This window comes from Brevundimonas sp. (assembly GCF_035561115.1).
In the GTDB taxonomy this organism is placed as follows: Bacteria; Pseudomonadota; Alphaproteobacteria; order Caulobacterales; family Caulobacteraceae; genus Brevundimonas.
Genome location: NZ_DATMYH010000023.1, coordinates 1 through 15008, shown reverse-complemented (window position 1 = coordinate 15008; position 15008 = coordinate 1). Strand labels below are relative to the sequence as shown.

The following is a 15008-nucleotide window of genomic DNA, read 5'->3' as shown; positions in this document are numbered from 1 at the left end:
GGGGGTTCGCAGCACGGCGGCGGCGGCGGTTCGCACGGCGGTCCGCACTGGGCAGCAGCCGGATCAGCGAACGCCATCAGGACCATAAAGCCCCCCAGCGCCAGCAGCCAGTTCATGATCCGCACCCGCATGGGCCGACCTCCACGTCAAAACTTGCGCGGTCCCTGCGAGGCGCGGGCCGCTCCAGCCTGCATCTGACGCCATGAAGCCTTTCATTTCCGTTGCTTTCAGTCCGGCCCGGCCCTTGCGGCTCAAGGATGAGAGGTCACGACCATGTTTCATCCTGATACGCAGTTTCTGATCGACCACTGGACTGCCCTGTCGCGCCGCAACAAGGTGCGAGCCGGCGTTCCGGCGCGTACGGCGTTTGAGCCGGATGCGCTGGGCCTGCGCCTGCCCCGCGTCTTCATGATCGAGCGCCCGGGCGAGGACGCCGTCGTTCGGCTGGCGGGCGGCTGGATCGAGGATTTCCACGGCGAATGGCTCAAGGACCGCCCCTTGCTGTCGCTATGGCGGCCCGCTTCCCGGCCCCTGGTCGCCGGCGCCCTGACACAGGCCCTGCGCGAGGCCCGCCCCGTCGTCATCGTCGCCATGGCCGGCGGCGCCGCGGACCATCAGATTGAGATCACGCTCGTCCCGTTGCGGGGGCCGTCGGGCGAACCGGACCGCGTCCTGGGCCTGTATGCGCCCGCGGCCACCCTGACCCTCGCGGCAGACGAGCCGCGCCTGTTGACCGCCCGGGTCTCGATCGGCGTCGGGGAAGCCGCCCGCGCGTCCCTCAGCCTCGCGGCGGCAAACGGCCGGCGTCTGGCGTAACGGCCGCGAGGTCGCGGCGATACCGCCGCCAGTTCTGGACATAATGCGCCGCCGAAGCCTTCAAGGCCTCGATCTGGCCCGGCTCCAGCTGACGCACCACCTTGCCCGGCTGGCCCATGACCAGCGAACCGTCAGGAATGACCTTGCCCTCGGTGATCAGGGTGTTGGCGCCGATCAGACAGTTCTTTCCGATCTTCGCCCGGCCCAGCACCACCGCCCCGATGCCGATGAGGGTGTTGTCGCCGATCTCGCAGCTATGGAGCATGACCATGTGGCCCACGGTCACTCCGTCGCCGATGGTCAGCGGCTCGCCCGGGTCGGAATGGAGCACGCTGCCATCCTGGATATTTGTGTCGCGGCCGATGGTGATGGGGTCGTTGTCGCCTCGCACGACGGCCCCGAACCAGATACTGGCGCCGGGCTTCAGAATCACGTCTCCTGTGACCGTCGCGTTCGGAGCCACCCAGTATTCGCCCTCTGGCGGAAGCTGTGGTTTCTTGTCAGCCAACGCATAAATCGTCATGGAAACATCACCTTAACTTGAGCCGTTTCTTGGCTTTAAGCCTTCGTAAACCACGCTAGCATCATTGTGTTGATGCGATTCGAGGCCGTCATTTCGGCCCCGGATCGGAAGCCGGATCAAGCCCGGTCCGGTCAGACCTCGGGGGACGTGCGTGGTGCGTTCGGTTCGGCGGACTATTCCGCTGGGAGCCTTCTGGTCCCTGAAAGGACCCTCCTCCGATCCGGGCGGATGCGTCGCATCCCCTTCTCCCTTCCCTACCTTCGTTCGAGGCGATGCTTTTGCAGCATCGCCTTTTTTCATGCCCTGGAGGCGTCCATGACCAAGCGTGCGGCCATCAAGCGTCAAACCCGCGAGACATCCCGTGATCACGGCGTGCTCGATTCCCGTCAGTTCATGGAGGATTCCAAGGTACGCCGCTTGCCGACCCATGCCGGCCATGGCGGCTGGTCGCCCTACCCGTCCAACGACGATCGGGACCAGGCCTATCTGAAGACGCTGAAGCCCAAGTCGGACGGCCAGGCCGAGCTGATGACCGCCATCGACAACCACAACATGGTCCTGGCCCTCGGGCCGGCAGGCACGGGCAAGACCTATCTGGCCGTCGCCAAGGCCGTCGAGGCGCTGGAAGCCGGCAAGATCGGCCGCATCGTCCTGTCCCGCCCCGCCGTCGAGGCCGGGGAATCGATCGGCTTCCTGCCGGGCGACATGGAGGACAAGCTGGCCCCCTATCTGCGGCCGCTCTACGACGCCCTCTCGGACCGTCTGAGCATGAAGCGGGTCAAGGCGCTGATGGCCGAGGGCCTGATCGAGATCGCCCCCATCGGCTATATGCGCGGCCGCACCCTGAACAACGCCTTCATCGTCGTCGACGAGGCGCAGAACTGCACCTACGTCCAGCTCAAGATGCTGCTGACGCGACTGGGCTGGCATTCGACCATGGTGGTGACGGGCGATCCGCAGCAGTCTGATCTTCTGCCGGGCATCTCGGGACTGTCGGACATCGCCGAGCGGCTGATGCCCGTACCGAACATCGCCGTGGTGCGGCTGGCCGAGCAGGACATCGTCCGCCATCCGCTGGTGGCGAGCATGATCGGGGTGCTGTGAGACTTCGGCTCTGACCCGGGAGAGTCCGGAGTCCGCTCGAAAACGGCGGACTCTGCGGACATACCGGACTCTCTCGGGCTGAAAATCTGTCGCGTGCGCAGTCATCGGGGCAGTGTGCCAGGGCGCTACGCCAGAAACGGTCGCAGGCCCAAGGACAAGATCAGGCCGTCGCGGGATTCACCGCGGCGGCCTTTTCCCTTGCGAGCGCCAACCCCTCGACCGAGCCGCTGGCCGGCGGTTTCGGCCGGGCGCCCATGCGGTCGATCAAGGCGAAGACGAACGGGTTCAACGAGATCGAGATCAGCGCCGCCGCCAGGATCAGGTCGTGCGTCTCCTGCCGCATACCGCCCAGCTGCACGCTGAGGGCGGCGAGGATGAAGGAGAATTCCCCGATCTGGGCAAGGGCCGCGGCGACGGTCAGGCTGGTGGCCTTGTCGAGCTTGAAGACCGTGGTGATCGCCAGCGCCGCGATCGACTTGCCGACGATGACGATGCCCAGCACGCCCAGCACGGCCAGCGGTTCGCGGACGACGATGGTCGGGTCGAACAGCATGCCGACCGAGACGAAGAACAGGACGGCGAAGGCGTCGCGCAACGGCAGGGACCGCTCGGCCGCATTGTGGCCCAGCGGTGAGCTGTTCAGCACCAGCCCGGCAAGGAAGGCGCCCAGGGCGAAGGAATGGAACAGCTGCCAGGCGACCCAGGCGATGCCGAGGGCGATAGCCAGCACGCCGAGGGTGAACAGCTCGCGCGACCGCGTGTGGGCGATGCGGACCAGCAGCCACGGCAGCAGCCGGGCGCCCACCACCAGCATGACGGCGGTAAAGCCCGCCACCTTGAACAGGGTCCAGCCGATCGATCGGGCCAGCCCGGCCGGGTCCGGCGTCTGGCCGGGCTGGATCACCAGCAGAGGCAGGATGACGAGGGCGATGACGATGACCAGATCCTCGACGATCAGCCAGCCCATGGCCAGCCGGCCGACCGGTCCCTTGACCTGTTTGCGCTCCTCCAGCGCGCGAAGAAGAACGACGGTCGAGGCGACGGACAGCGCGAAACCGGTCAGGGTGGCCTCGAGATGGCTCAATCCCATCAGCCGGCCCAGTCCCCAGCCCAGTCCGGTGGCGGCCGCGATCTGCACCAGGGCGCCGGGCACGGCGATCTTGCGGACCTTCATCAGGTCGGCGAGCGAGAAATGCAGGCCGACGCCGAACATCAGCAGGATGACGCCGATCTCGGCCAGTTGCGGCGCCAGTTCCGTGTCGGCGACGAAGCCCGCCGTATGGGGCCCCACGGCGACGCCTGCGACCAGATACCCGACCAGGGGCGACAGCTTCATCCGGTTGGCCAGCATGCCGAACACGAACGCCAGCACGAAGCCGCCGACGAGGGTGAGAATCAGGCTGTCGGCATGCGGCATCGGCGCTCCTGGGATGCGGGCGGGTCTTTCCTTGAACTGGAAGCGTCACATCTGGGGGTTGGGGCCGGTCGAGACAACCGGAGAAGCACACATGCGGTCCGTGACACGATTGCCCCTTCGCGCACGGCCCGCGGACTGCTAACCGAACGCCCTTCACCTTCCAGCGACCCGTATGAAAATCCCACGCCTCGCCGTCACGGCCTTCGCCTTCGCCTTCATCGTCGTCGTGCTCGATCAGCTGACCAAGGCCTGGATCGTGTCCGGCCTCGATCTGCGCGAGGTCGGGCGCGTCGAGGTCTGGCCGCCGATCCTCAACCTGACATGGGTCGAGAACCGCGGCGTCAGCTTCGGCCTTTTCGGCGACGGCTCGGCCCGGTGGATGCTGAGCCTGTTTTCCGTCGTCGTGGCCGGGATCCTCGGCTGGTGGGCGCTACGGGCCGACCGGCGCCTGCTGATCACCGCCATCGGCCTGGTCATGGGCGGCGCGATCGGCAATGTCATCGACCGGATCCGGTTCGGCTTCGTCGTCGACTTCATCGATTTCTCGGGGACGAGGCTCTTCCCATGGGTCTTCAACATCGCCGACAGCGCCATCACCATCGGCGTCGTTCTGCTGATTCTGGACAGTCTGCTGTCCGAACGGGAGGCCAAGGTTGGCCTCGCCGCCGAAAAGTCGTAATCAGCCGCTTCCGTTAAGGACTACGCGCGCGCCCGCTCCGGCGCCTCGCCACCGAGATCACATACATGCGCCTTCGCACTGTCGCCGTCCTGACCCTCACCACCTCGATGCTCGCACTCGGCGCCTGTTCGAGCGTCCGCCAGGGCATCGGCCTGACCAAGGTCACCCCCGACGCGTTCCTGACCGTGTCCACGGCTCCGCTGACGGTGCCGCCCGAGTACGGCCTGCGGCCCCCGGCGCCGGGCCAGCCCCGTCCCCAGGAACTGGCGCCCGAATCCGCCGCCCGCCAGATTCTGCTGGGCCAGCGTCAGGCCGTGACCCGCTCGGCGGGCGAACAACAGCTGGTCGCCCAGGCCGGCGGCGACCGCGCCGATCCCCTCGCCCGCTACGTGGTGGACGACGAGTTCGGCGACCTGGCGCACAAGGAAGAGGGCTGGGCCAACCGTCTTCTGTTCTGGCGCCGCGACAATCCAGCCAGCCAGGCCGCGTCCACAATGCAGACGTCAGAGGGCGCCGTCACGGTTGACGCCGCTACCGAATACGCCCGCCTCCAGGAACTGACGGGCGGCCGCACCGGCATCGTGATCACGCCGCGCCGCGACACGGGTTTCAAGCTTCCGGGCCTCTAGGCGCGCGCCACATCGCAAAAGATGGCCCGGATGCGAAGGCGTCCGGGCCTTTTTCGTGTCAGGCCTTCGCCGCACCGGCCCTCAGCCCGCGCTCAGCCAGAGCCACGAGGGCGACCCCGCCCATGGTCAGGGCCGCCCCCGTCAGGATCTGCGCCGTCAGCACATCACCCATGAAGCCCCAACCGATCAGGATGGAGACCGCGGGCGTGGCCAGCAGATAGGGGGTCACCCGCCCGGCTTCGCGTTTCTGCACCAGCCAGAACACCAGCGTCGTCGCCAGCACCGAGGACACAAGCCCGGCCCAGACGACACAGGCCCAGATCAGCGCGTCCGCCTGGCGGATCGCCTCCCACTGGCCGCGTTCGAACGCGGCCGAGGCGAAGGCGAGGGTCGGCAGAGCGACCAGAGCCAGAAGCCCCTGCATCTTCAGCGGGGGGATTGAAGTCGTCCGGCGCGCGATCACCGTCGTCATCGCCCATGCCGCGCCGCCGGCGATGACCACCAGGATGGCCTTCCAGTCCGCCACCGCGTGTCCGTCCAGCGTCATCCACGCCACTCCAAGGAAGGCGACGGCCATGCCGATCAGGGCGAATTTCGACAGTTTCTCGCCCAGCAGGAGGAAGGCGAACAAGGCGGTCAAGGGCACCCACAGCTGCGCCGCCACCGACACCGGGCTGACGTCCTGCGCCAGCCAGAAGGCCAGATAGATCAGGCCGTAGTGGATCGGTCCGCCCAGCACGACGATAATCGCCAGGCTCTTCCAGTTCGGAAACGGGGGCCGCACGAACGGGATCAGGCAGGCCGCCGCGATCGCGAACCGCAGCGCGCCCACCAGCAACGGCGGCATGGTCTCGGTGGCCAGCTTGGCGGCGGCGTTGTTGACGCCCCAGATCACCACCACTGCGAGGATGGCGAGAATCTCGACGAGCGAGAGCGGGCTGTGGGGCTTGTCGGGAGAAGTCACCCCCCGGCTATGGCACAGGTCTGCGCCGTCGGGGTTTCAAAGCGGGTAACGGAGCGTTTCGCAAACGCTCCGTCCCCGACCTGAGGCGTCTAGAACGGGATGTCGTCGTTCAGGTCGTAGCTTTCCTTGGGACCGCTGGGCTTGTTGGCGCCGCCGGTCGAGAATCCCGAGGAATAGTCGTCATCACCACCGCGCGAGGCCCCGCCGCCGCCGCCGTCACGGCCGCCCAGCATGGTCAGCTCGCCCTTGAACTTGTTGACCACGACCTCCGTGGAATATTTCTCGACGCCCTGGGCGTCGGTCCATTTGCGGGTCGCCAACGTGCCCTCGATGTAAACCGTCGAGCCCTTCTTCAGATAGTTCTCGGCGACCTTGATGATGTTGTCGTTGAAGATCACGACCCGGTGCCACTCGGTCTTTTCCTTGCGCTCGCCCGTGGCCTTGTCGCGCCACTGTTCCGACGTGGCCAGCGACAGGTTCGCGACCCGCTCGCCCGAGTTCAGGGTGCGGATCTCCGGGTCCTTGCCCAGGTTGCCGACCAGAATGACCTTGTTGACGCTGCCCGCCATCGCCGAGCTCCTTCTTCGTTCTTGACCCGCCGCGCTTCGCGCTGTTCGGGCCGGATTGTTGTCAGGCCTGACTAGCGCGCTTCCGCGACCCGCAGGTCAGCTTTGTCGCTGTCATCCACAGGCGTGTTTGTTCCATGTTTGTTCCGCGCCGTCCAGGGTTAAGGCGCGGGGGTCGCCGGCTCGGCGTTGGCCGAGACCGAAACGGGCGAGCCGTCAATGGCGCGCTGGATGGCGCTGGGGATGGCCAGCCTGCCGTCTCCCGTCCGGGCCAGCAGAATGAACCGCGACCCTTCGAGCGTCTTCGAAATCCACACCCCCGCGCGATCGATGAAGATGAACTGGCCCTGGTAGGAACCCGTCACCTCGCGGCGGCTGCCGCCAAGGCGCAGGAAGCGCAGGCGCATTTCCTCAAGGCGCGCGGCGCAGAACTCGATCTGCGGCTGCTTCTCGGCCACCTTGTTGAAGCGCGGGGGCTCGCCTTCGACGCCAGTTTCCACCGCGTAGCAGACACCCTGGTCGAAGGGCGCTTCAGTGGCCTTTTCGCAGGCGGCGAGAGCCAGCAGGCCGGCGCCCAGCGCGGTGATCGTCAGAAGCTTCATCAGCGCAGACCCGGGAACTGGCAGGCCCGGTCCTGCTCGACCAGGGTGCGGAAACGGTTGTTGTCGGGTGACTGTTCGACCCGGCGCGGCACCAGCCTGAGCGTGGTCTCGCCCCAGCGGCCGTACAGGGCCTCGCCCGGCCGGACGCAGGTGCCTGCGTACAGCGCCTGGACGCAGGCGTTCAGACTCATGTTCGAGGACAGCGACCGCCAGTCCGATCCCGTATAGCGCAGGCAGGGGCTGCCGGACGCAGTCGGGACCGAGGGCTGGGCCGGCTGGTTCTGTTCGACGGGGGTCGCGGGCTCGGCCTCGGTCAGTTCGACCGGAGGCAGGCCGGGCGGCGGGGCGAAGGCGGCCGTCGGGGCCGCGGCCAGGGCGCCCGTCTCGTCGATGCCGACATCAAGGGCGTCGGTCGCCAGTCCGTTGCGGCGGGCGCAGTCGGTCAGGGTCGCCATGCCGATGAATTGGCCATTCACGAAGCAGCGCAGTTCGCGGGTGGTGCTGAGATCCGGCGCGTCGGCCACGTCGACCGTCAGGCCGCCCTGCGCCGCCGGGGGCGGACCCGCGTCGCGACCCCGGCCGCCGCTGAACACGAGGGCGAGCACCACGGCCGCGACGATCGCCAGACCGGCGCCGATCGCGATGAGAAGACGATTGTCCTGGGGCATGAAGGGCTCACACGGATGGAGCCCCCAATAACCCCGCCCGGACCTTCCGCGTCAACGTCCTTCGTGGACCGTGGCCTATCCGACGAGGCGCGACAGGGCGGCCTGATAGTTGGCCAGCTGGGCGGTGAGATAGGCCGGCACGGGCCCGCCGGCCGCGGCGCCCTCCGGCGCGGGAGCCAGGGCGCGATAGGCGTCGCGCACCGCCTTCATCGCCCCCTGAAGGCGTTCGCCGGCGGTCTTCACCGAGGCCGCGTCGCCCAGGTTGAGGCCGGCCGGAAGATCGAGGCCGAAGGTCTTGACGATGTCGTCGCCGATGGAGGCGCCGATATAGCCCGGCGACAGGCCCAGGCCCGCCAGGGCGTCCCGGCCCGTCTCTCCGGAGGTCAGAACAGCTCCGGCCTTGCCGTCGCGGGCCGCGATCGACAGACGCTGGAAGCCGCCGGTTGTCGTGGTGACCTCGCCGACCTTGCCTGTGACCGCGCCGCCCTCGGATGCGATCGTGACCTTCAGCTTGCCCGACGAGGCGATCTCGATCTTCCGGGCAAGGGTGGCGAGCGTATCCTTGGCCTCGATGGTCACGGAGATCGCCCGACCGCCCGCTGCGGGACTGACATAGAAACGGTCCCCCACCCGCACCGACGTGGCGTCGATGAGGCGTTTGGAGTCGTTCTGGTCGATTTCCCCCTTGGGCAGGCCCAGTCGATCCAGCACGCTGGCCCCGTTCGCGGCGACCGCGAGGGTCAGGGGTTTGGCCTGATCGCCGTCGCCGGACCAGGTTTTCTCGTATTCGACCGCCCCGCTCAGCGGATCGATCCGCGCCAGATAGCCCTTGGTCGGATCCGTGGCCTTGGCCGTCTCGCTGCGGTCGGCGATCCCGGTGATCCAGACCTTGCCGTCGTGGATCTTGACGTCGGCGGCGCTGTCGTCGCCGGCCCCGCCGTACCAGGTCGTCCGGTCGCCGGACGCGGCGGCGAGGTCGGTGGACAGTGTGGCGATGAAGACGTCCTTGCCGCCGGAGTGGGCGGTGGTCACCGTACCGGCCGACAGGCCGCTGTCGCGACTGGTCCCCGTCAGTATGACCTGACCGCCCGACACAGCGACGCCGGCGATATCGCCGCTGATCACGCCGAGATCCCGCGTCGAAGCCAGGGTCGGAACGCCAGCCGCGTCGAGGGTGAAGCGGCGCACGACGGCGCGGCCGTTCTCGACGCCGGCGGTGTAGAGGTTCGAGCCGTCGATCGTCATGGCGTCGACGCTGTCGTCGCTGACGGTGCCGAACTGGGTCGTGGCGGCCGCCTTCACGACGATGCCGGCGGTCGGATAGGGTTCGGCCGCCTTGAACGCCTGGACATAGCCGTCCCAGCCGCCCACAGGGGACGCGCCCGTGATCGCCGATTTGGCCCGGCCGGCGATATAGACCGTGCCGTCGGCGCCGAAGCTGACCGAAGTCGCCTCGTCGGCCGCCCGCGCCCCGCGGCGCTGGCTCCATTGCTCTTCGCCGTCCTTGTTGAAGACGGTGACGAAGCTGTCGGCGACGCCCGCCACCTCTCCGGTCTTGCCCGCGTCGGTCTTGGAGGTGTTCAGGGATCCTGTAACCGAGCCGGCGACCGCAACGTTGCCGTTTCCATCGATGGCGATGGCGTAGCCGCTGGCGGTCGAGGCCGCGCCCAGGGTCCGGGTCGCGACCAGACGGCCGACGCTGTCGTACTTCATCAGGGCGACGTCCTGCACGCCCTTGATCGGCTGGGTGTCGGGGCCGGCCGTGACGTCGGCGACCAGCCAGAGGGAGCCGTCCGGCCCGACCGCGCTGGCGCGGACATTGCTGACCCCGTCGGGCAGGTTGTCCTGCGAAAGCCGGCCCTCGACCCATTGGGTTTCACCCACGCCGCCGGTGGCGGGCTGGGCCGCCGTTCCGCCGTCGCTCTGGAACTTCAACAACTGGGCCCCGCCTGCGGTCCCGGCAGACTGGACGACATAGACCGCGTCCGAGGTCGCCGGGGCGGTGAACCCGACGGTCTCGGTCGAAGAGCCGCGGATGGCCATGGCCCATTTATCCGGACCCGCGGGCAGCGTCACGGGCTTGCCATTGACCTGGACCGTCTTCGGCTCCGCCTTGATCTGCTGACGCCCGACGCGAGTCTGGAAGCCCGCCGTCTCCAGCTGGGTGTTGATATGCGCCAGGACATTGTCGAGCGTCCGGGGCTGGGCGCCCATGTCAGCCAGATCGATCGGCACCGCCGTGGTCAGCGAGTCCGTCAGGCCGACCGGCACCTTGATGGTGATGCTGAATTTGGTCTCGCCCTGGAAGGCGGCGACGGGCGTGTCGAGCGAGCCCTCATGGATCGGTCCGGTGATCGACACGGCGCTGTCCCGCGGCACGGCGGCGGTCGTCTTGCTGGTGGTTTTGGCCGTCCCCTGCACCATCCGGATGTCGTCGAACCCGGCGGCGGAGAGCCACGTCCCCACCTCGCCCAGCCCGGCGGTGAACCGCTTGTTGAGCTGGGTCAGTTCCAGGGCGCTGACGCCCTTGGTCGCGGCGCGATTGGTGAGGGCGTTCAACGTGTCCAGGCCCTGATAAAGGGCGAACAGTTTGCGGTAGTCGGCCGAGGCGGACTTGAGATCCAGCTGGGCCGCGTCCTCGTTGATGAACCTGCGTCCGCCCAGCGCCGCCCGAACGAGAGCGTCCTGTTTGGGCGCGACGGTCGTCGAGGACCAGGGTGGAGTCGGCTGCTTCTTCGCCGCCTGCTGCAGGGCCGCGGCCGTGACAGTCGACGTCGTATCGACAGCCGTGCCGCCGAACAGACCCAGAAGATAGCTGTTGTTGATCACACGCGGCTCCCGGCCCGCACTGTGGAGGGTCGAGCGTAACGAGGGCTTAACGGCCGGATGCGGAACGACGCCGCACGGGACTCAACGACCGACTCGGGGAACAATGATCGTCTGCGCTCGTTCTTCGCGCGCCGGATGAGGAGGACGCCGTGATGACCGCCTTCGTCAATGCCTTGAAATCGTTGCTTTCCCTGTACGGCTTCGGACCACGGACCACTCTGCGCCGCAGGCCGGCCGCGATCCAGATCGGACACGGCCGCGCGGTCTGATCAACCGCTGCGGAAGAGGGACAGGATGATCTGCGGCGCCTGGTTGGCGATCGACAGCGACTGGGCGCCCAGCTGTTGCTGCACCTGCAGAGCCTGAAGCCGCGCGCTTTCCTTGGCGAGGTCGGCGTCGACCAGATTGCCGATCCCGGACTCCAGCGTATCCATCAGCTTGGTGACGAAGTTGTTGTGCGCCTCGATCTGTTTGGCCTGGGCCCCGATCGAGCCGAGGGCGGCGTTCAGCTGGGTGATCGAATCGTCCAGACGGGTCAGTGCCTGGGTCGCTCCGGTCAGCGTCAGCAGGCTGTCCGACAGGGCCAGTTCGATGATGGCGCCGCCCAGCGACAGGTTCTTGGACGACAGTGTGACAAAGCTGGTGGCGTCGGCGTTGGCCAGGAATTTGATGCCCGTGGTCAGCGATCCATTCAGCAGGTTGCCGCCGTCGAACGAGGCGTTGCTGACCTGCGAGGAAAGCGCCCGCAGAAGGGCCTTGAAGTCGTTGTCCAGCAACTGGCGGGACTGGGTCTTCAACGAGCCGTCCTTGGCCGCGACGACCTTTTCCTTGAGCTGGTTCAGCAGGTCGGAGATCGATTCACCGGCCGACAGGGCGACGTCGGCGACCGAGGTCGCCCGATCCAGACTCTGCTTCACCGCGCTCAGGGCGCCGACGTCGGCCCGCTGGCCCTGGGCAATGGCCCAGATGGCGGCGTTGTCCTTGGCCCCCTGGACCTTCAGGCCGGTCGAGATCCGGCCCTGGACATCGCCCAGCCGATCATTGGTCCGCGTGAGGTTCTGCAGCGCGATGGCCGCGGAGTTGTTGGTATGGACGCTATTCGTCATCCGACTCAGCCCTGTGAGGTTTCGCCAAGGCTAGAGGCGCAAGCGTGCACACATGGTTAACGCCCGATAACCACGTGCTTTAACCGCGCGGATCGCTCCTGCGCGGCGAATGGGTCGGTTGTCTGGCGCGGTCAGGCGGTGGTGTTGATGACCGAGCCGGAGCTGTATTCCGCGGTCCGCATCAGGTCGACGACCTGTTCGCGGGGCAGTTGCTTGACGACTTCGCCGGTGACCCGGTCCAGCGTCTTGTAGATGAACGACCCTGACGGCCCTTCCTCGATCACCAGACGATAGCGCGCGGCGCGATCGGCCTCCTCGGAGGCTCTGGAGTCATGGAAATCGCCGCCCGCGGTGGAACCGGCGGCGGCGGCGGGCAGGATGGCGGACGCGGTTACTGTTCCTATCTTCGCATTGCTTTGCATGGCTCCTTCCGACGGGGTTGAACCGGCGGCTTCCTAAAAAGGGACTGGGGATCGGTCGGGCGGGATCCGCGTGGGATCCCGCCCTTCCGGTCGATCCTTAGCGGAACAGTCCGAGCAGGATGGAGGTCGAGGAGTTGGCGATCGACAGCGCCTGCACACCCAGCTGTTGCTTGGTTTGCAGGGCCTGCAGTCGGGCGCTTTCCTTGGCCAGATCGGCGTCCACCAGGTTGCCGACGCCGGTTTCCAGAGCGTCCTGGAGCTTGCCGACGAAGCCGAGGTGGGTCGTGAACGACTTGGAGCCGGTGCCCAGGCGAGCCAGGGAGGCCGAAACCTTGTCGATCGAGGCGTTGACCAGACCCAGGGCGGTCGTGGCCAGCGTCGCGGTGCCGATGGTGGTCGTGGCCGTAACCGTCACGTTCGCGCCGCCCAGCGACAGGTTTTCACCCGCCACCTTGAGAGTCGAACCCGCGGTGTTGGCGAGGGCCTTGTAGCCGCCGGTGCCGGTCGAGTTGTCCAGCAGGTTCACGCCGTTGAACTTGGCGTTGGCGACGACGGTGCCGATCTGGTCGCGAATGGCCTTGAAGTCTTCGTTCAGGGCCGAACGGGCCGAGGTGGTCAGGCTCTTGTCCGTGGCGGACAGGGCCTTTTCCTTCAGCTGGCTCAGCAGATCGGAGACCGATTCTCCGGCGGCCAGGCTGACGTCCACGGCGGAAGAGCCGCGGTTCAGGCTGTCCTTGACGGCGTTCAGGGCGCCGATTTCTGCGCGCTGGCTCGTCGCGATAGCGAAGATGGCGCCGTTGTCCTTGGCGGACGAGACGTTCTTGCCGGTGCTGATGCGGTTTTGAACCGTGGCCAGTTCATTGTTGGTGGACTGGAGGTTCTGGAGGGCGATTTGCGCGCCCATGTTCGTGTTAACGCTGTTGAGCGCCATGACGATAGTCCTTGTTTCAAGGTGTCCGACGCCATTTTGGCTGCCGGGAGCATTTTGCTCGCAGCTATCGCAGCAAGGACGGGACCAGTCGCCGAACCGACATGCCAGACCACCGGTCGTTGTTTTTGCTGCGTTAGTTCCTGTTAAGCACGTCGGGCGCCCGGCAGAATGTGCCGGGCGGACGGCAAAAGCTGCCCGGTCGCCCTGCAATTTGTGCCTCCGGCCGTGGCACGGTTTCCGAATTCGGGGCGCCAACCGCGCCAACGCCCCTATCGCCGTATCCATGGCCAGCGGCGTCGCGGCGGTTCGATCCACCGGTCCAGCAGTGCGCGTTCGGCCAGCAGGGTGTCGAGCGCCAGACTCCGGGCGGCGTCGCAAAGGACCAGAGCCCGTCCCCGGCTGACGTAGGAGACCTCAAGGTCGGCCTGGGTCGCCGCTTCAGGCAACTGGTCGAGCCGGCACGGCGTCGCCGCCGCCGTCGGCAGGGTCAGCCGGGGCGGCGGCGCAGACGGCGGGGGCGAGATCGCACAGCCGGCGATCATGGTCGCGCAGACGAGCGGCGCGAGCGGGGTCCAGCGGGACAGAGGCGTCATGGGCGCTCCTTGCACGGATGGCGGCGCGGTCGGTCGCCCGGGCGACCGAGGCGGCCTGTTGATGATGGATGTCGATGCGGCGGGCCTGATCCGCCGCGCCCTCGACTTCGAGCCGGCGCGCGGCGAGGTCGGACGCGGTCGCCGCGGCCCGGGCTTCCGCCGCAGCGAGACGACGTTCGGTCAGGCCCAGCGGATCCCAGCGGAGTCCGAGACCGCGGCCGACCGTCAGCAGGGCGACGACCGCGAACACCACGGCCACGCTCCAGCCCAATGGCGTCAGCGCGCGCAAGAATGTCGGGGCCGTCACGGGAACGCCTTCCGGTCCAGTTCGAAATGAGGACCGTCGCGCAGCGTTGGCCAGTCGCCGCCCCAGACGATCGCCGTACCCTGGCGCGCGGCGGCCGCCTTGAAGGCCGCGGCGATACGCGGGTAGAGCGGCCAGTCCCAGCGCACCTGACCGTCGACCAGGGCCGCCACATCAACGGCGTGGCCAGTCAGGTGACGCGACTTGCGGGTGCGGCTGGCCCCCGCGCGGACAAGAGCCGCCTGGCGTTCGGGCGTGCGCAGCCCTTCGGTGACCATGAAGTCCACCGGCGTCAGGGCCGAGGCCTCCTTGACCAGGGCGACCAGCCGGGGATGCACGCCCGCCAGCCGTTTCAGCGACCGTTCGGACAGGCGGAAGCTCATGGCCGCCTCCCCGGCAGGGCGCCAAGGCTGGCGATCAACTGCTGCGCGCTCGGCGCGACCAGATACAGCACCATGGTCAGCGCCAGCAGCGCCATCAGCCCGCGCGCCAGGTCCGGAGCCGCCTCTGGCGGCGTCGCGGCGATGAGCCGGTCCAGCAACAGCCAGGCCCCGCCGCTGGTGGCGAACACATACAACCTGCGCCACAGCCACCGGCCTTCGGCCAGCGGAGCGGGCGCGTCTTCGGGCGGGAAGTCGGTCATCGGCGATCCTCCGGGTCATCAAGGCCGCAGCCGGCGCGGCGCCAGCCGTCAATTCCATGGGTGAACAGATCGGTGTCGGTCAGGCGGCGGGGGACGTCCCATGCGTCCTCGTCCAGCAGCAGGGCCTCGCACCAGTCGTCGTGAGATGTCAGGGAGCGGGTCATCCGAGAGCCGCGATCCAGACCACGCCGCCCGCCCCCGCGCCGCCGACT

19 protein-coding genes are annotated in these 15008 nt (G+C 67.7%); 4 read left to right on the top strand and 15 right to left on the bottom strand.

All coding sequences use genetic code 11. From position 1 onward, the window contains the following. Positions 1-273: 273 nt before the first annotated feature. Positions 274-816 carry a PAS domain-containing protein gene (locus VN378_RS03215; protein WP_325740897.1) on the top strand — a complete coding sequence of 181 codons (543 nt, stop codon included), beginning with the start codon at positions 274-276 and terminating at the stop codon, positions 814-816. Here the strand turns inward: VN378_RS03215 and VN378_RS03210 are convergent. Further along, positions 779-1339, bottom strand: a complete 561-nt coding sequence (locus VN378_RS03210; RefSeq protein ID WP_325740895.1) for a gamma carbonic anhydrase family protein — start codon at positions 1337-1339, stop codon at positions 779-781. The genes VN378_RS03215 and VN378_RS03210 overlap by 38 nt on opposite strands. A gap of 303 nt (positions 1340-1642) precedes the next feature. Here VN378_RS03210 and VN378_RS03205 point away from each other — a divergent pair, with 303 nt between their 5' ends. Beyond that, positions 1643-2443, top strand: coding sequence for a PhoH family protein (locus VN378_RS03205; RefSeq protein WP_325740899.1), 801 nt, complete (start codon positions 1643-1645; stop codon positions 2441-2443). A gap of 160 nt (positions 2444-2603) precedes the next feature. Here the strand turns inward: VN378_RS03205 and VN378_RS03200 are convergent, their stop codons facing one another. Continuing rightward, positions 2604-3860 carry a cation:proton antiporter gene (locus VN378_RS03200; protein ID WP_325740892.1) on the bottom strand — a complete coding sequence of 419 codons (1257 nt, stop codon included), beginning with the start codon at positions 3858-3860 and terminating at the stop codon, positions 2604-2606. A gap of 172 nt (positions 3861-4032) precedes the next feature. On the opposite strand from VN378_RS03200, the gene lspA reads away from it, so the two are divergent. Both lspA and VN378_RS03190 read left to right on the top strand, forming a co-directional pair. Beyond that, positions 4033-4539, top strand: a complete 507-nt coding sequence (gene lspA, locus VN378_RS03195; protein WP_325740890.1) for a signal peptidase II — start codon at positions 4033-4035, stop codon at positions 4537-4539. 65 nt (positions 4540-4604) lie between these two features. Continuing rightward, positions 4605-5168, top strand: coding sequence for a DUF3035 domain-containing protein (locus VN378_RS03190; RefSeq protein WP_325740888.1), 564 nt, complete (start codon positions 4605-4607; stop codon positions 5166-5168). 58 nt (positions 5169-5226) lie between these two features. Here VN378_RS03190 and VN378_RS03185 read toward each other — a convergent pair whose 3' ends face one another. The 13 genes from VN378_RS03185 to VN378_RS03125 form a co-directional block, all read right to left on the bottom strand. Continuing rightward, positions 5227-6132, bottom strand: a complete 906-nt coding sequence (locus VN378_RS03185; RefSeq protein WP_325740886.1) for a DMT family transporter — start codon at positions 6130-6132, stop codon at positions 5227-5229. An 89-nt stretch (positions 6133-6221) separates the two neighbouring features. Beyond that, on the bottom strand, positions 6222-6701 hold the full coding sequence (gene ssb, locus VN378_RS03180; RefSeq protein WP_325740884.1) for a single-stranded DNA-binding protein: 480 nt from the start codon (positions 6699-6701) through the stop codon (positions 6222-6224). A gap of 158 nt (positions 6702-6859) precedes the next feature. Beyond that, positions 6860-7300: a hypothetical protein gene (locus VN378_RS03175; protein WP_325740882.1), complete on the bottom strand. Its 441-nt coding sequence runs from the start codon at positions 7298-7300 to the stop codon at positions 6860-6862. Then, positions 7300-7968 (bottom strand): hypothetical protein, encoded by a 669-nt coding sequence (locus tag VN378_RS03170; RefSeq protein WP_325740880.1) that lies wholly within the window; start codon positions 7966-7968, stop codon positions 7300-7302. The genes VN378_RS03175 and VN378_RS03170 overlap by 1 nt, the downstream gene beginning before the upstream one ends. A 75-nt stretch (positions 7969-8043) precedes the next feature. Then, positions 8044-10797 (bottom strand): transcriptional regulator, encoded by a 2754-nt coding sequence (locus tag VN378_RS03165; protein ID WP_325740878.1) that lies wholly within the window; start codon positions 10795-10797, stop codon positions 8044-8046. 269 nt (positions 10798-11066) lie between these two features. Further along, complete coding sequence (locus VN378_RS03160) at positions 11067-11903, bottom strand: flagellin (protein ID WP_325740877.1); 837 nt, start codon at positions 11901-11903, stop codon at positions 11067-11069. A gap of 131 nt (positions 11904-12034) precedes the next feature. Beyond that, complete coding sequence (locus tag VN378_RS03155) at positions 12035-12325, bottom strand: hypothetical protein (RefSeq protein WP_325740875.1); 291 nt, start codon at positions 12323-12325, stop codon at positions 12035-12037. Between the two features lie 97 nt (positions 12326-12422). Next, positions 12423-13256: a flagellin gene (locus tag VN378_RS03150; RefSeq protein WP_325740873.1), complete on the bottom strand. Its 834-nt coding sequence runs from the start codon at positions 13254-13256 to the stop codon at positions 12423-12425. A 269-nt stretch (positions 13257-13525) separates the two neighbouring features. Next, the gene (locus tag VN378_RS03145; RefSeq protein ID WP_325740871.1) at positions 13526-13702 is read right to left on the bottom strand and encodes a hypothetical protein; all 177 of its coding nucleotides are present in this window, start codon (positions 13700-13702) and stop codon (positions 13526-13528) included. Beyond that, complete coding sequence (locus tag VN378_RS03140) at positions 13695-14156, bottom strand: hypothetical protein (RefSeq protein WP_325740868.1); 462 nt, start codon at positions 14154-14156, stop codon at positions 13695-13697. The genes VN378_RS03145 and VN378_RS03140 overlap by 8 nt, the downstream gene beginning before the upstream one ends. After that, on the bottom strand, positions 14153-14536 hold the full coding sequence (locus VN378_RS03135) for a M15 family metallopeptidase (protein ID WP_055828478.1): 384 nt from the start codon (positions 14534-14536) through the stop codon (positions 14153-14155). Before VN378_RS03135 ends, VN378_RS03140 begins: the two co-directional genes overlap by 4 nt. After that, entirely contained in the window at positions 14533-14796 is a 264-nt protein-coding gene (locus tag VN378_RS03130) for a hypothetical protein (protein ID WP_325740863.1), read from the bottom strand. Before VN378_RS03130 ends, VN378_RS03135 begins: the two co-directional genes overlap by 4 nt. Next, positions 14793-14960 carry a hypothetical protein gene (locus tag VN378_RS03125; protein WP_325740861.1) on the bottom strand — a complete coding sequence of 56 codons (168 nt, stop codon included), beginning with the start codon at positions 14958-14960 and terminating at the stop codon, positions 14793-14795. The genes VN378_RS03130 and VN378_RS03125 overlap by 4 nt, the downstream gene beginning before the upstream one ends. Between the last annotated feature and the right edge of the window lie 48 nt (positions 14961-15008).

Excerpts from the sequence above, each read along its gene's own strand:
- lspA (WP_325740890.1), top strand. The coding sequence starts at position 4,033 with ATGAAAATCCCACGCCTCGCCGTCACGGCCTTCGCCTTCGCCTTCATC.
- VN378_RS03135 (WP_055828478.1), bottom strand. The coding sequence starts at position 14,536 with ATGAGCTTCCGCCTGTCCGAACGGTCGCTGAAACGGCTGGCGGGCGTG.
- VN378_RS03200 (WP_325740892.1), bottom strand. The coding sequence starts at position 3,860 with ATGCCGCATGCCGACAGCCTGATTCTCACCCTCGTCGGCGGCTTCGTG.
- ssb (WP_325740884.1), bottom strand. The coding sequence starts at position 6,701 with ATGGCGGGCAGCGTCAACAAGGTCATTCTGGTCGGCAACCTGGGCAAG.
- VN378_RS03170 (WP_325740880.1), bottom strand. The coding sequence starts at position 7,968 with ATGCCCCAGGACAATCGTCTTCTCATCGCGATCGGCGCCGGTCTGGCG.
- VN378_RS03160 (WP_325740877.1), bottom strand. The coding sequence starts at position 11,903 with ATGACGAATAGCGTCCATACCAACAACTCCGCGGCCATCGCGCTGCAG.
- VN378_RS03215 (WP_325740897.1), top strand. The coding sequence starts at position 274 with ATGTTTCATCCTGATACGCAGTTTCTGATCGACCACTGGACTGCCCTG.
- VN378_RS03125 (WP_325740861.1), bottom strand. The coding sequence starts at position 14,960 with ATGACCCGCTCCCTGACATCTCACGACGACTGGTGCGAGGCCCTGCTG.
- VN378_RS03210 (WP_325740895.1), bottom strand. The coding sequence starts at position 1,339 with ATGACGATTTATGCGTTGGCTGACAAGAAACCACAGCTTCCGCCAGAG.
- VN378_RS03190 (WP_325740888.1), top strand. The coding sequence starts at position 4,605 with ATGCGCCTTCGCACTGTCGCCGTCCTGACCCTCACCACCTCGATGCTC.
- VN378_RS03155 (WP_325740875.1), bottom strand. The coding sequence starts at position 12,325 with ATGCAAAGCAATGCGAAGATAGGAACAGTAACCGCGTCCGCCATCCTG.
- VN378_RS03150 (WP_325740873.1), bottom strand. The coding sequence starts at position 13,256 with ATGGCGCTCAACAGCGTTAACACGAACATGGGCGCGCAAATCGCCCTC.
- VN378_RS03130 (WP_325740863.1), bottom strand. The coding sequence starts at position 14,796 with ATGACCGACTTCCCGCCCGAAGACGCGCCCGCTCCGCTGGCCGAAGGC.
- VN378_RS03175 (WP_325740882.1), bottom strand. The coding sequence starts at position 7,300 with ATGAAGCTTCTGACGATCACCGCGCTGGGCGCCGGCCTGCTGGCTCTC.